Below are 13,103 nucleotides of genomic sequence, written 5' to 3'. Positions count from 1 at the left end.
CTACCTTCCCACCCATGCTGCGCTTTGTCTTTACGCGTCTTAGCCTGATCATTCCGACTTTCTTCGGCATGACCCTGCTGGCGTTCTTCCTGATTCGCATGGTCCCTGGCGACCCCATCGAAACCCTGGCAGGTGAACGGGGCATTGATGCCACGCGCCATGCTGTCCTGCTCAAGGAGTACGGACTGGACCGCCCGGTCATGGTGCAGTACGGCATCTACATCGGCAAGGTGTTACAGGGCGACTTGGGTAAATCCATCATCACCCAGGCACCGGTGCTCAGCGAATTCATGGCCTTGTTTCCGGCCACGATCGAGCTGGCCGTGTGCGCCATTCTGTTCGCACTGATCATTGGTATTCCGGCGGGCATCATCGCGGCGGTCAAACGCAACTCGTTCCTGGACCATGGCGTCATGGGCGTGTCGCTGACCGGCTATTCGATGCCGATCTTCTGGTGGGGGTTGTTGCTGATCCTGCTGTTCTCGGTGCAACTGGACCTGACTCCGGTTTCCGGGCGTATTGCAGTGCAGTACTTCATAGAACCCGTCACCGGCTTTTTGCTGATTGATACCTTGCTGGCAGGCGACAAGGGGGCCTTCATGTCGGCCGCCTCACACCTGATACTGCCCACCATCGTGCTGGGTACCAATCCGCTGGCCGTGATTGCACGCATGACACGTTCGGCCATGCTCGAAGTACTGGGCGAAGACTACATCCGCACGGCGCGCGCCAAGGGCCTGTCCACCATGCGCATCGTGGCATTACATGCCTTGCGCAACGCACTCATTCCCGTGATCACCGTGATCGGCCTGCAGGTCGGTGTGTTGTTCACCGGCGCCATCCTGACCGAAACCATTTTTTCCTGGCCCGGTGTCGGCAAATGGCTGATTGAAGCCATCGCCCGACGCGACTATCCTGTGCTGCAAGGCGGCATGCTGCTGCTGGGCGTCATGGTCATGGCCGTCAACCTGCTGGTCGACCTGGCCTACGGCATCATCAATCCCCGTATTCGGCACCAAAAATGAGCGCTACACACTCTATAGACACCACCCCGGTCGCACCCCACGTGCACCCGCTGCGTGATTTCTGGCGCTACTTCAGTGGCAACAAGGGCGCGGTGGCCGGTATGGTCATCGTGGTCGTCGTCCTGCTGATGGCTGCGTTTGCCAACGTGATCGCGCCGTATGCGCCCGACCTCACAGACAACAGCGTGTTCCTGGTACCGCCCGCCTGGCAAACCGGCGGTTCGTGGGCCCACATTCTGGGCACCGACGCGATTGGCCGCGACATCCTCTCGCGCCTGATCCACGGCGCCCGCCTGTCGCTGCTGATCGGTATTGCCGTGGTGACGATTTCCGTAGTCGTCGGCACCGTGCTGGGGCTGCTGGCGGGCTATTTCCGCGGCATCTTCGAGATCACCATCATGCGACTGATGGACATCATCCTCACCCTGCCCAGCCTGCTGTTGGCTATCGTGATCGTGGCTATCCTCGGCCCTGGCCTGATGAACGCCATGCTGGCGGTGGCCATCGTGGTACTGCCGCACTATGTGCGTATTACCCGCGCTGCGGTGATTTCCGAAACCTCACGCGACTACGTGACCGCAGCCCGCATGGGCGGCGCCAGCCACTTGCGCCTGATGTTCAGCGAAGTGCTGCCCAACTGCACGGCGCCGCTCATCGTGCAGGCATCGTTGGGCATTTCCACCGCGATTCTGGACGCCGCGGCCCTGGGCTTTCTGGGTTTGGGCGCACAGCCGCCCTCACCCGAGTGGGGCACCATGCTGGCCGATGCACGCGAGTTCGTGCTGCGCGCCTGGTGGGTGGTGACCTTCCCCGGTCTGGCCATCCTGATCACCGTGTTGGCATTCAACCTGCTTGGCGACGGGCTGCGCGATGCGCTGGACCCCAAGCTCAAGCGCTAAAAACAAGACCGTATATGGCACTGCTAGAAATTGAAAACCTGTCGGTGGAGTTCCCATCGCACAACGGCGTGATGCACGCCGTCGACGGCGTCAGCCTGTCCGTCGACACCGGCGAAGTGCTGGGCATCGTCGGTGAGTCCGGCTCGGGAAAAAGCGTCACCATGATGGCGCTGATGGGCCTGGTCGCCTACCCCGGGCGCGTCAAGGCGGACAAGCTGCGTTTTGACGGCCACGACTTGCTCAAACTCTCGGAACGCGAACGCCGCCGCCTCACGGGCAAGGACCTGTCCATGATTTTTCAGGACCCCACCACCAGCCTGAACCCGTGTTTTACCGTAGGCTTCCAGTTGGCTGAAACACTCAAGCTGCACATGGGTCTGGACAAGGCCGCCGCGCGCAAACGCTCTATCGAACTGCTTGAGCAGGTCGGCATCCCTGCACCCGAAAGTCGCCTCGGTGTTTATCCCCATCAGCTCTCAGGCGGCATGAGCCAGCGCGTGATGATTGCCATGGCGATTGCCTGCAATCCCAAACTGCTGATTGCCGACGAGCCCACCACCGCGCTGGACGTCACTATCCAGGCGCAAATTCTGGATTTGTTGCGCAGCCTGCAAAAAGACCGCGGCATGGCACTGGTGCTGATCACCCACAACATGGGCGTCGTGAACGAGATGGCCCAACGCGTGGCCGTGATGTACGCGGGCCAGATCATGGAGCAGCAGCAGGCCAAGAGCTTGTTCAACGCGCCCCAGCACCCCTACACCGAAGCGCTGATGGCCGCTATGCCCGAACGCAGCAACGGCCTGAGCCGCCTGGCCACCATTCCCGGCATGGTGCCTGGCCTGTTTGACCGCCCCAAAGGTTGTCTGTTTGCACCACGCTGCAGCTACGTCAACGACAGCCAGTGCCAGACCCGGCCCGCCCTGCGCCCCTGGCAGGACGGCGCGGTGCGCTGCCATTTCCCTTTGGGTGATACCCAGAAACACGCCTCTGCCCAGGAGGTGTCCGTATGAGCCACGCAACCACCATGACACCACCAGCCACGGAAGGCGTGACTGTTGTCCGTGCAGACAACCTGCGTCAGGTTTACCCCATCAGCAAGGGCATGTTGCGCAAGCCCGATCTGTTGCAGGCCGTCAGTGGCGTTTCGTTTTCCGTTCAGGCAGGCAAGACGCTGGCTATCGTCGGCGAGTCGGGATGTGGCAAGTCCACCCTGGCACGCATGGTGTCACTGATTGAATCGCCCACCGATGGTGCATTGCACTTGGGCGAAACCAATGTGGTGGGCGCCAGCGCAGACCAGAAACGCGTATTGCGCCAAAAGGTGCAGTTGGTGTTTCAGAACCCCTATGGCTCGCTCAATCCGCGCAAGCGTATTGGCCAGATTCTGGAAGCGCCGCTGGAAATCAACACCGACCTGACCGCCGCACAGCGTGAAGAAAAAGCGCGCGCCATGCTGGCCCTGGTCGGCCTGCGGCCTGAACACTACGACCGTTATCCCCACATGTTCTCGGGCGGCCAGCGCCAGCGCATTGCCATTGCGCGCGCGTTGATGCTCAACCCTTCTTTGGTAGTGGCCGACGAGCCTGTTTCGGCACTGGATGTCTCCATCCAGGCGCAAGTGCTAAACCTGCTGGCCGATCTGCAAAAAGACCTGGGTCTGGCATACCTGTTCATCTCCCACGACTTGGGCGTGGTGCGCCACATTGCGCACGACGTACTGGTGATGTACCTGGGCCACACCGTGGAACATGGCGAGAAGAATGCCATCTTCAGCCAGCCGCTGCATCCGTATACCCAGGCCCTGCTGGCGTCCACACCAGGACTGGCTGGCAGCGGGCCTGCGCAGCAGCGCATCGTGCTCAAGGGCGAACTCCCCTCCCCCTTGAATCCACCCAAAGGCTGTGTGTTTTCCACCCGCTGCCCGCATGCCGTCGAGCGCTGCCATGTCGAACGCCCGACGTTGCAGACACTGCGCGGCCGCCAAGTGGCTTGTTTTGAGGCCGAACGTTTGGCGACCCAGTAGTAACCCCGGCATGAAACCTGCATTCCTTCGCGTAACATCCATTTTTTGTAGGAGTAATCCATGAATCGACTTTCCGTCCGCACTCGACCCAGCAAGGTCGCTCTGCTGTGCGCCATTGCATTGCCTGCGCTGTTGGCGCTGGCCCCTGCATCGGCCAAAACTCTGGTGTACTGCTCTGAAGGCAGCCCTGAGAACTTCTACCCCGGCGTCAACACCACCGGTACCTCGTTTGACGTCACCGAACAGATCTACGACAACCTCGTTGATTTCGAACGCGGCGGCACCAAGGTTGTGCCCGGCCTGGCAGAAAGCTGGACCATTTCCAAAGACGGCACGGAATACACCTTCAAGCTGCGCAAAGGCGTGAAGTGGCAGTCCAACAAGAACTTCACCCCATCGCGCGATTTCAACGCCGACGACGTGCTGTTCATGATTGAGCGTCAATGGAAAGAAAACGATCCCTTCTTCCGCGTCACCAGCCCCAACCACGCTTACTTTGGCGACATGGGCATGCCTGCCCTGCTCAAGTCGGTCGACAAGGTCGATGAATACACCGTCAAGTTCACACTGAACCAGCCCGAAGCGCCTTTCCTGGCCAACCTGGCCATGCAATGGGCCGGCGTGCAGTCCAAGGAATACGCGATTGCCATGCTCAAGGCTGGCTCCCCTGAAAAAATCGACCAGGACCCACTGGGTACCGGCCCCTTCCAACTGGTGCAGTACCAAAAAGACGCCATCGTGCGCTTCAAGGCATTCCCCCAGCACTACGCCGGCAAAGCCAAGATCGACGACCTGATCTTCGCCATCACCCCTGATGCATCCGTGCGCTGGGCCAAGCTGCAAAAGGGTGAATGCCATGTCATGCCCTACCCCAACCCTGCTGACCTGGACGCCATCCGCAAGGACGCCAACGTCACTGTGATGGAGCAGCCCGGCCTGAACATCGGCTACCTCGCTTACAACACGACCAAGAAACCTTTTGATGACGTGCGCGTGCGCAAGGCCATCAACATGTCTATCGACAAGAAGGCCATCGTGTCTGCCGTGTACCTGAGCACCGGCATTCCCGCTACCAACCCGATTCCTCCAGGCCAATGGTCTTACAACAAGGCCATCAAGGACGACGCGTTCAACCCCACAGAAGCCAAGAAGTTGCTGGCAGCTGCTGGTTACCCCAACGGTTTCACCACCGACCTGTGGGCCATGCCTGTACAGCGTCCTTACAACCCCAATGCCAAGCGCATTGCCGAGTTGATGCAAGCCGACCTGGCCAAAGTGGGCGTCAAGGCTGAAATCAAGAGCTTTGAGTGGGGCGAGTACCGCAAGCGCATGCAGTCTGGCGAACACCAGATGGGCATGCTGGGTTGGACCGGTGACAACGGAGATCCAGACAACTTCCTGAACACCTTGCTGGGCTGCAGCTCTGCTAAGAGCAACGGCTCCAATGTGGCCAAGTTCTGCTACAAGCCCTTTGAAGACTTGGTTCTGAAAGCCAAGGTCACCTCCAACGTGGCTGAACGCACCAAGCTGTACGAAAAGGCCCAGGTGATCTTCAAGGAACAAGCGCCTTGGTTCACCATCGCCCACGCCGTGCAACTCAAGCCCGTGCGCAAAGAAGTCATCGACTTCAAGCTGAGCCCCTTTGGTCGCCACACTTTCTACGGTGTGGACATGAAGTAATCAGCATCTGCTGATATTGAAAGGCCGGTGCAAACCGGCCTTTTTTTATGCCAAATCGGCCTGTAGCCCACGTAGTTATTGCGCAAGCAGCTCCTACTTTGATAGCAATTTCGGTGTTCTTTCTTGATTTCAAGGCACGCTTGCAGATCGGCCATAATCCAGCCTGCTAGAGGTGCCGCCCAGAAATTATTCCAGGTGGCTGAGAAATACTCTTCGAACCTGATCTGGGTCATGCCAGCGTAGGGAAGCCTGATACCCATCGGTCCGCCTCCGCCTGTCTGCCCCATGTCAAAACCTTTTTAGGAATTGCATGGCTGAACAACAACTCTCCCCCTCCGACATCTGGTCCGACATCCTAGCGGTGCGTAACAACGGGCCGCTGGTGCACAGCATCACCAACCTGGTGGTCATGAACCTCAACGCCAATGTGCTGCTGGCCGCGGGCGCATCGCCGGTCATGGCACACGCCCACGAGGAAGTCGAAGCCATGGTGGGCATCGCGCAATCGCTGGTGCTCAACATCGGCACGCTGGACCCGTACTGGATAGAAAGCATGCGTCTGGCCTTCACCGCCGCCGCCAAGCGCGGAATTCCCGTGGTGCTGGACCCGGTGGGTGCCGGCGCCACGCCGTACCGCAATGCCAGCCTGGAGCTGCTGCTGGACACCGCCCACCCCACCGTCATCCGCGGCAATGGCTCGGAGATCATGAGCGTCGCTGGCTCCAGCGTCAAAACCCGCGGCGTGGACAGCAGTGCCGCTGCCAACGATGCCCTGGGCGCAGCCCGCGCACTTGCAGAGCGCACCCAGGGCGTGGTATGTGTCAGCGGCGAGACCGACCACATTCTGGACGCCAGCCAGCGCTGGGCGCGCCTGTCCAACGGCCACGTATGGATGACCAAGATCACCGGCGTGGGCTGCTCGGCCACGGCGTTGATCGGCGCCTTCTGCGCAGTGCAGCAGGACGCATGGCGGGCCACCGTATCCGCCATGGCACTGATGGGCGTGGTCGGTGAAGTGGCCGCCGAAGCCGTAATAGCCAAGCATCAAGGCGTGGGCAGCATGCAGACCGCCATGCTGGATACGCTGCAGTTGCTGGACCAGGACACCTTCCGGCACCGCCTGAAGCTGGAAGTCGCTGCGTGACCCACAGCGCGCTTGCATCCGCTCTGCGCCTGTACCTGGTCACGGACCAAGTCAGCCTGCTGGGCCACACGCTCACCGACGTGATGATGGCGGCTGTGCAGGGCGGTGTCACCTGCGTGCAGTTGCGTGAAAAGCAACTCACCACGCGCGACTTTGTGGCCCAGGCCATGGCATTGAGCGCGCTGCTGCGCCCGTTGCATATTCCACTGGTCATCAACGACCGCATCGATGTGGCGCTGGCCTGCAACGCGCAGGGTGTGCATCTGGGGCAAAGCGACATGCCGGTGGAGCTGGCTCGCAGCCTGTTGCCACCCGAGGTTTTCATCGGCTGGTCGGTGGAGACCATGGACGATGTCACCCGCAGCGCCAGCCTGCCCGTGGACTACCTGGGTGTGAGCCCGGTGTTTGCCACCCCCACCAAGACGGACACCCACACGCCCTGGGGTCTGGACGGATTACGCCGCGTGCGTGCTATTACCGCCCTGCCCCTGGTGGCTATTGGCGGTATCCATAGTGGCAATGCGCTTGACGTACTACGCGCGGGCGCCGATGGTCTGGCCATGGTCAGCGCCATCTGCTCTGCACCCGATCCGCGTCTGGCCGCGCAAACTTTAAGGACGCTGTGTGATGGCATATGAAACACCTTCCCACGCTTTCCAATACCGCTACCCGCGCGTACTGTCCATTGCCGGCTCCGACAGCGGTGGTGGTGCTGGCATCCAGGCGGATCTGAAAACTTTCGCCGCGCTGGGCTGTTTTGGCATGACCGCCATCACCGCCCTGACGGCACAAAACACCTGCGGCGTGCGCGCCATCCATGGTGTGCCACCCGAGATGCTGCGCGGCCAGATCGATGCGGTGATCGAAGACATTGGTGTGGACGCCGTCAAGATCGGCATGCTGCATGCACCGGACATCGTGCACACCGTAGCCCAGGCGCTGGACCGCCACGCTCTGCACCAGGTGGTGTTTGACCCGGTGATGGTGGCCACCAGCGGCGCCGTGCTGATCGACAAGACTGCCGTGGCGGTGCTGGTGCGCGAACTGTTCCCCCGTGTGACACTGATCACGCCGAATCTGGACGAAGCTGCGTTGCTGGTCGGCCGCGCACTGCATTCGGAACAAGACATGGAAGCTGCGGCAGCCGAGTTGTTGGACCAGGGGGCAAATGCGGTCCTACTCAAAGGCGGTCACTTGCCCGGCGATACCGTGTCGGATCTGTTGCTGCAACGTGGTGGCGAAAAAATATGGATGCGCGCGCCACGCATTGCCAGCCCCAACACCCATGGCACTGGCTGCACCCTATCCTCAGCCATCGCGGCGCATCTGGCTTTGGGTGAACCTCTTGTGCAAGCGGTGGAGTCTGCGCGCAGCTTCATCCGTGGTGCATTGCAAGCAGGCGCAGAGGTGCATACCGGCCAGGGCAGCGGGCCGCTGAACCATGGGTTTGCGCCGTTGGTGATGCGGCGTATCGGCTTGCGTGATTAGCAGAAGATTTTCTCCGGCGCTGGATCAGATGAGGCAGATGTTCTGCTTCGTGTCCTCCGGCCTTCGGCCTCCCCCTTTACCTACGCAGAACACCCGCCCCACCTGATCCGGTGTGTTGAGATGCTCGCGCTCAAACCACCTGGAGCAGGAGGTATGGGGTGAGCGTCACAGCGAGGTAAAGGAGGAGCAGAGGACGCAGTCCTCTGCGGGGGACACGAGCGGTGGCGCTTACCCCATGCCTCCTGCGGGAGAGCTAAGCAGACTTGCTGCGACTCAAAAACGCCAGTACAAACGTCACAACCAGAGTAGGCAACGTAGACCCCCACTGTGGTGCCCAGGCCGCCAGCGCGTGGTACATCGCAATACCCAGTATCCAGATAGCAGCAGCACCGTAGTCGACCTTGCGGGCTGATACAGATGCAGCCTGCCCCAACCCCAGCCGCCCCAGAATCACGCCGTACAAGGGTACGAACACAGAACTCAGAAGCAGCAGGAAAGGCTCCAGACTGTGCATGGGCAACACCAGTGCCAATCCCGTGCACAAAACGGCCAGACCCACACCCCAGCGACGAATGGACCACTTCGGTTTGATGCTGTGTGCCGATACAGCGCCCGAGTACACATCTCCATAAGCGTTGTCGATTTCGTCCACCAGAATCAGGCTCAGCGCAATCAGGCCACCCTGCGCCAAGAGCAAAGCACCGACCAACTCCACGCCCGGCTGCGCCACGCTGACCACCACCACACCCAGCGCGTAACACCAGATGTTGGCAATGGCGTAACCCAACCAGGTGCCGCTCATCGCGCTGCGCCCGGTTCGCCCGTGGCGCGCATAGTCGGCCACCAATGGCAACCACGACACCGGCATCGCCATCACCAGGTCCATGGCCGCGGGCATGCCCATGCTGCCATCGCCCGTGCGGGACCAGAATGCTTCCCAGCCTTGCGCCTGCAACTGCGTACCAAACTGCCAACTCAGCCACACCAGCGATGCCACGACCAGCGGCAGGCCAAAGCGCCCTATCAGCTTGCGCACCAGCGTGGTCATGGAGCCTGACAACAGCAGAACCAGCACTGAGCCCCACAGCAAGGTGGTGACCAGCGTGCCGGAGAAGCCGTCCAGCGACAACCCCGTGGACTGTTTGCCGATGGCGGCGGTGCCATCGCGCATAACCACCAGTTCAAACGTGGTCCAACCAATTAATTGAGCGATGTTCAACAGAACTGGCAATCGGGCAAACAGGCTGCCATAAGTGGCGTGCATCAGGCCTGCACTGGTCAGGCCCGTGTCGCAGCCCACTTTGGCGGTCCACGCCAGCAGACCGGAGCCGACCAGCGAGCCCAACACAATGGCGACCACGGCGTCGCGGCTGCCCACGGCAGGCACCAGGTAGGCGCCAATCTGCATCACCAGTAGGCCAACGCCCAGACTGAACCACAGCGACGCGTGCGCGTGCCAGCCAAACACCCGCTCGGTGTCGGCCACGGGCGTCAGCGCCTGGTTCAGGGTTTGGGAAGAATGTGTATTTGCCATCCATTTGCTCCATGCAAAAAAGTTGGCAGGTAGGCGTAGCCCAGCCCCAAGGCCGGACTTGCTTCCCTGCGCGAGGATTACCTCAATCAGGTTCAAAGGGACTCTCTCAGTCGGCCTGCACTTTTCAATACAGGGCAACACCCCTAGCGAATGCACTCTTGCGAGCGCCTGGCGATTCTACGTGGTGCTTCGCACTGTGGTTAATTGCGTACAGCGGTCGCTTAAGCCTGCGCGTTAAACGCCGCGTGGTAGGTAACCACGGCTGTCGGTACTGCGCTTCCAAATCGCAGCGCCTGAAAGTATTCGGGTGGCACACCGGCCAGCACCAATGCCGGATCGGCTTTGAAACCGAAACGACCGTAGTACGCCGGGTCCCCCAGCAACACACAGCCGGCCGCTGCCCGTGCACGCAAGGCCTGCAGCGCCTCGTGCATCAAGTCACTGCCAATGCCCTGCCCCTGGTGTTCAGGCCATACGGAAATAGGGCCCAACCCATACCAACCCGAAGAACCATCGGATAACGCCACCGGAGACAGCGCCACATGGCCCACCATGGTCTCGCCCGACATCGCGACCAATGACACGGTCAACACGCCTGCTGCGCGCAAGGCATTTACGACGAACTGCTCCGTGTGGTCGGTGTGGGGCGCGTTCAGAAATGCTGCGGTCGTGAGCAATTCAATGGTCTTGGCGTCTGCCGCAGTTTCGGGACGGATGTGGATGTTCATCAACGGCTCTTTCAGCGCTTCAAGGCGGCCTGCGTCATCGCCGCCAATGTGCCGCGTGTGCTGATGAGTTCGGGCTCCAGCACCACCTCGATCACCGTGCCGTTGGGCCGTGCCAGCGCAGCCAGCAACTCTGCTTCAAAGTCCGCACTCTTGCGGATCGTGATACCGGCATAACCGTAGGCGCGCGCCAGCGCTGCAAAGTCGGGGTTGTTGAGCGCCGTGCCCGCCACACGCTGCGGGTACTCACGCTCCTGGTGCATACGAATGGTGCCGTACATGCCGTTGTTGAGCAGCAGGATGATGCTCTTGGCGCCATGCTGCACAGCAGTGGCCAGCTCCTGGCCGTTCATGAGGAAGTCCCCATCGCCGGCAATAGTGAATGCCGTGCGCCCGGTGGTAATCGCCGCTGCAATGCCGGCTGGCACGCCATAACCCATGGCGCCATTGGTCGGTGCCAGTTGCGTCTTGTGGCCTGCGGCCAGTCCGGTGTAGCGGTAGAAGCGGTGTAACCAGCTCGCAAAGTTGCCTGCGCCATTGGTCAGCACCGCGTCTTTGGGCAAGTGCTTTTGCAGCGTGGCAATCACACTGGGCATGTCCACCAGACCGCGTGCGTTGTCGGCGGGCAAGTCCTTGATCACACTCGGTACCAGATTGGCTTGGTAGTCGGCGTTGCAGCCCTGCGTCCAGGCTTCCCAAGCCACGTTCACGGGCGCCGTCAGCACCTCCAGCGAACGGGCCGCAGCACGCATGCTGGCGTGGATCGCCAGGTCGGCCTGGTAGACACGGTTGAGCTCTTCGGCGCTGGCGTGGATGTGCACCAGCGTCTGCGCCGCCTTGGGCGCCTTCAGCAGCGTGTAGCCGCCAGTCGTCATCTCGCCCAGGCGTGGGCCAATGGCAATGATGAGGTCGCTCTCGCGGATGCGTTTGGCCAGTGCGGGGTTGATACCAATGCCCACATCACCCGCGTACTGCGGATGGTGGTTGTCAAAGGTGTCCTGAAAACGGAAGGCATTGCCCACCGGCAGGCGCCAGTTTTCGGCAAAGCGCTGCAACGCCTGCGCGGCTTGCGGCGTCCAGCCACCACCACCGGCGATGACAAACGGACGCTCTGATTTCAATAGCAGCTGGCGCAGGTCCCGCAGGGCCCCGGGGTCACTCCAGGCCTCAACGGGCTCTACCCGTGCCAAAGGCTGTGGTATCGCGCCGCTGGCACCGGCCACCAGCTTTTGCGAAAGCATGTCTTCTGGTAGCACCAGTACCACCGGCCCCGGGCGGCCGTTCATGGCCGTGGCAAAGGCCCGGGCGATGTACTCGGGGATACGCGCCGCATCGTCAATGCGCTCCACGCGCTTGGCCATGCCCAAAGCGCTGGGCCCAAACATGACGCGGTAGTCCATCTCCTGAAAGGCTTCGCGGTCGCGCTGGTCGCTGGCCACATCGCCCACCAGCAGCACCATGGGTGTGGAGTCCTGGAATGCGGTGTGCACACCGATGCTGGCGTTGGTTGCGCCCGGTCCGCGCGTCACAAAACACACGCCAGGGCGGCCCGTCAATTTGCCGTGGGCTTCGGCCATGAAGGCGGCGCCGCCCTCCTGCCGGTTCACGACAAACTGGATGTGCTCTTGGTACAGATGAAAGCCATCCAGCACGGCCAGATAACTTTCGCCGGGAACGCCAAAAGCGTGCGTGACGCCCTGCGCTACCAGGCACTGCACCAGCAGGTGGCCGGCCAGGGTGGGAGGAAGGGATGCAGTGGTTTTAGGGTTGCTGACTGTAGGCATGGGTGCCATTGTGCAGCACCACATCGCCTTCCAGAATGCGCCTCGGCGGGTGACTCACACCGTCATTCAGCCGGGCGTAAATAGGGTCAAAGTCGATGCGCGCCAACTCCAGCAAATCATCCAGACTGTTCAACACAAAGTAACTTTCCTGAAAGTCATCAATACGGTAGTTGGTGCGCATGACACGCTCCAGATCAAACGCGATGCGGTTCGGTGACGGGCTCTGCACGGAAAACACACTCTCGGTAAACGACGACGCAATGCCCGCACCGTAGAGGCGCATGCCCTGTGCTTCCTGCAGCAAGCCGAACTCCACGGTGTACCAGTACACACGCGCCAGTTCGGTAAGCTTGCCGATACGCTGCGCACGCAAACCCGCCTCGCCATACAACTGGATAAAGTCCGCCATCACCGGGTGCATCAGCATCGGCACATGACCAAACACATCGTGGAAAACATCGGGCTCTTCCAGGTAGTCCAACTGGTGGGCGCCCCGGATGAAGTTGCCGGAGGGGAAGCGGCGGTTCGCCAGATGTTCGAAAAACACCTCGTCGGGCACCAACCCCGGCACCGCCACCACCTGCCAGCCAGTCGTGGGCTTCAGCGTGGCATTGAGTTCATCGAAGTTGGGAATCCGGTCCGCAGCCATGGGCAATTGCCGCATGCCTTCTACAAACTCCGCGCAGGCCAGACCCGGCAAGAGCGCGGTTTGTCGCTCAAACAGCGTCTTCCATACCGCGTGGTCTTGCGCGGTGTAGTGATCCCAGTGCTGGGGAATGGTGTAGTCGTCCGCCATGC

Annotated in this window: 12 protein-coding genes and 2 riboswitches; of the genes, 8 read left to right on the top strand and 4 right to left on the bottom strand. The window is 61.1% G+C overall.

What is annotated here, in order from left to right:
- Positions 1-14 precede the first annotated feature (14 nt).
- The 8 genes from RS694_RS08900 to thiD all read left to right on the top strand — a co-directional run bounded on the left by RS694_RS08900 (position 15) and on the right by thiD (position 8,262).
- On the top strand, positions 15-1,025 hold the full coding sequence (locus tag RS694_RS08900) for an ABC transporter permease subunit (protein ID WP_029707689.1): 1,011 nt from the start codon (positions 15-17) through the stop codon (positions 1,023-1,025).
- Positions 1,022-1,924, top strand: a complete 903-nt coding sequence (locus tag RS694_RS08895) for an ABC transporter permease subunit (protein ID WP_051391873.1) — start codon at positions 1,022-1,024, stop codon at positions 1,922-1,924. Before RS694_RS08900 ends, RS694_RS08895 begins: the two co-directional genes overlap by 4 nt.
- Before the next feature lie 14 nt (positions 1,925-1,938).
- Positions 1,939-2,937 (top strand): ABC transporter ATP-binding protein, encoded by a 999-nt coding sequence (locus RS694_RS08890; protein WP_029707691.1) that lies wholly within the window; start codon positions 1,939-1,941, stop codon positions 2,935-2,937.
- Positions 2,934-3,950: a peptide ABC transporter ATP-binding protein gene (locus RS694_RS08885; protein ID WP_420805934.1), complete on the top strand. Its 1,017-nt coding sequence runs from the start codon at positions 2,934-2,936 to the stop codon at positions 3,948-3,950. The genes RS694_RS08890 and RS694_RS08885 overlap by 4 nt, the downstream gene beginning before the upstream one ends.
- A 60-nt stretch (positions 3,951-4,010) precedes the next feature.
- Entirely contained in the window at positions 4,011-5,630 is a 1,620-nt protein-coding gene (locus tag RS694_RS08880; RefSeq protein ID WP_029707693.1) for an ABC transporter substrate-binding protein, read from the top strand.
- Between the two features lie 158 nt (positions 5,631-5,788).
- Positions 5,789-5,893: riboswitch (TPP riboswitch) on the top strand.
- Between the two features lie 47 nt (positions 5,894-5,940).
- Positions 5,941-6,774, top strand: coding sequence for a hydroxyethylthiazole kinase (gene thiM, locus RS694_RS08875; protein ID WP_029707694.1), 834 nt, complete (start codon positions 5,941-5,943; stop codon positions 6,772-6,774).
- Entirely contained in the window at positions 6,771-7,412 is a 642-nt protein-coding gene (gene thiE / locus RS694_RS08870) for a thiamine phosphate synthase (protein WP_029707695.1), read from the top strand. Before thiM ends, thiE begins: the two co-directional genes overlap by 4 nt.
- Positions 7,402-8,262, top strand: a complete 861-nt coding sequence (thiD, locus tag RS694_RS08865; protein WP_029707696.1) for a bifunctional hydroxymethylpyrimidine kinase/phosphomethylpyrimidine kinase — start codon at positions 7,402-7,404, stop codon at positions 8,260-8,262. The genes thiE and thiD overlap by 11 nt, the downstream gene beginning before the upstream one ends.
- 253 nt (positions 8,263-8,515) lie before the next feature.
- Here the strand turns inward: thiD and RS694_RS08860 are convergent, their stop codons facing one another.
- The 4 genes from RS694_RS08860 to phhA all read right to left on the bottom strand — a co-directional run bounded on the left by RS694_RS08860 (position 8,516) and on the right by phhA (position 13,101).
- Positions 8,516-9,796 carry a purine-cytosine permease family protein gene (locus RS694_RS08860; protein WP_029707697.1) on the bottom strand — a complete coding sequence of 427 codons (1,281 nt, stop codon included), beginning with the start codon at positions 9,794-9,796 and terminating at the stop codon, positions 8,516-8,518.
- Between the two features lie 46 nt (positions 9,797-9,842).
- Positions 9,843-9,951, bottom strand: a riboswitch (TPP riboswitch).
- A 66-nt stretch (positions 9,952-10,017) separates the two neighbouring features.
- Positions 10,018-10,524 carry a GNAT family N-acetyltransferase gene (locus RS694_RS08855; RefSeq protein ID WP_029707698.1) on the bottom strand — a complete coding sequence of 169 codons (507 nt, stop codon included), beginning with the start codon at positions 10,522-10,524 and terminating at the stop codon, positions 10,018-10,020.
- An 11-nt stretch (positions 10,525-10,535) separates the two neighbouring features.
- Entirely contained in the window at positions 10,536-12,305 is a 1,770-nt protein-coding gene (locus tag RS694_RS08850) for a thiamine pyrophosphate-binding protein (protein WP_051391875.1), read from the bottom strand.
- Complete coding sequence (gene phhA, locus RS694_RS08845; protein ID WP_081708621.1) at positions 12,283-13,101, bottom strand: phenylalanine 4-monooxygenase; 819 nt, start codon at positions 13,099-13,101, stop codon at positions 12,283-12,285. Before phhA ends, RS694_RS08850 begins: the two co-directional genes overlap by 23 nt.
- Positions 13,102-13,103: the final 2 nt, after the last annotated feature.

Source organism: Rhodoferax saidenbachensis (assembly GCF_001955715.1).
Lineage (GTDB): Bacteria > Pseudomonadota > Gammaproteobacteria > Burkholderiales > Burkholderiaceae_C > Allorhodoferax > Allorhodoferax saidenbachensis.
Note: the sequence above shows the minus strand (reverse complement) of the source record. Positions and strands in the feature narration are given on the sequence as shown.

Coding starts and splice junctions, on each gene's coding strand:
- RS694_RS08900 (WP_029707689.1), top strand. CDS start 15: ATGCTGCGCTTTGTCTTTACGCGTCTTAGCCTGATCATTCCGACTTTC.
- RS694_RS08895 (WP_051391873.1), top strand. CDS start 1,022: ATGAGCGCTACACACTCTATAGACACCACCCCGGTCGCACCCCACGTG.
- RS694_RS08890 (WP_029707691.1), top strand. CDS start 1,939: ATGGCACTGCTAGAAATTGAAAACCTGTCGGTGGAGTTCCCATCGCAC.
- RS694_RS08885 (WP_420805934.1), top strand. CDS start 2,934: ATGAGCCACGCAACCACCATGACACCACCAGCCACGGAAGGCGTGACT.
- RS694_RS08880 (WP_029707693.1), top strand. CDS start 4,011: ATGAATCGACTTTCCGTCCGCACTCGACCCAGCAAGGTCGCTCTGCTG.
- thiM (WP_029707694.1), top strand. CDS start 5,941: ATGGCTGAACAACAACTCTCCCCCTCCGACATCTGGTCCGACATCCTA.
- thiD (WP_029707696.1), top strand. CDS start 7,402: ATGGCATATGAAACACCTTCCCACGCTTTCCAATACCGCTACCCGCGC.
- RS694_RS08860 (WP_029707697.1), bottom strand. CDS start 9,796: ATGGCAAATACACATTCTTCCCAAACCCTGAACCAGGCGCTGACGCCC.
- RS694_RS08855 (WP_029707698.1), bottom strand. CDS start 10,524: ATGAACATCCACATCCGTCCCGAAACTGCGGCAGACGCCAAGACCATT.
- RS694_RS08850 (WP_051391875.1), bottom strand. CDS start 12,305: ATGCCTACAGTCAGCAACCCTAAAACCACTGCATCCCTTCCTCCCACC.
- phhA (WP_081708621.1), bottom strand. CDS start 13,101: ATGGCGGACGACTACACCATTCCCCAGCACTGGGATCACTACACCGCG.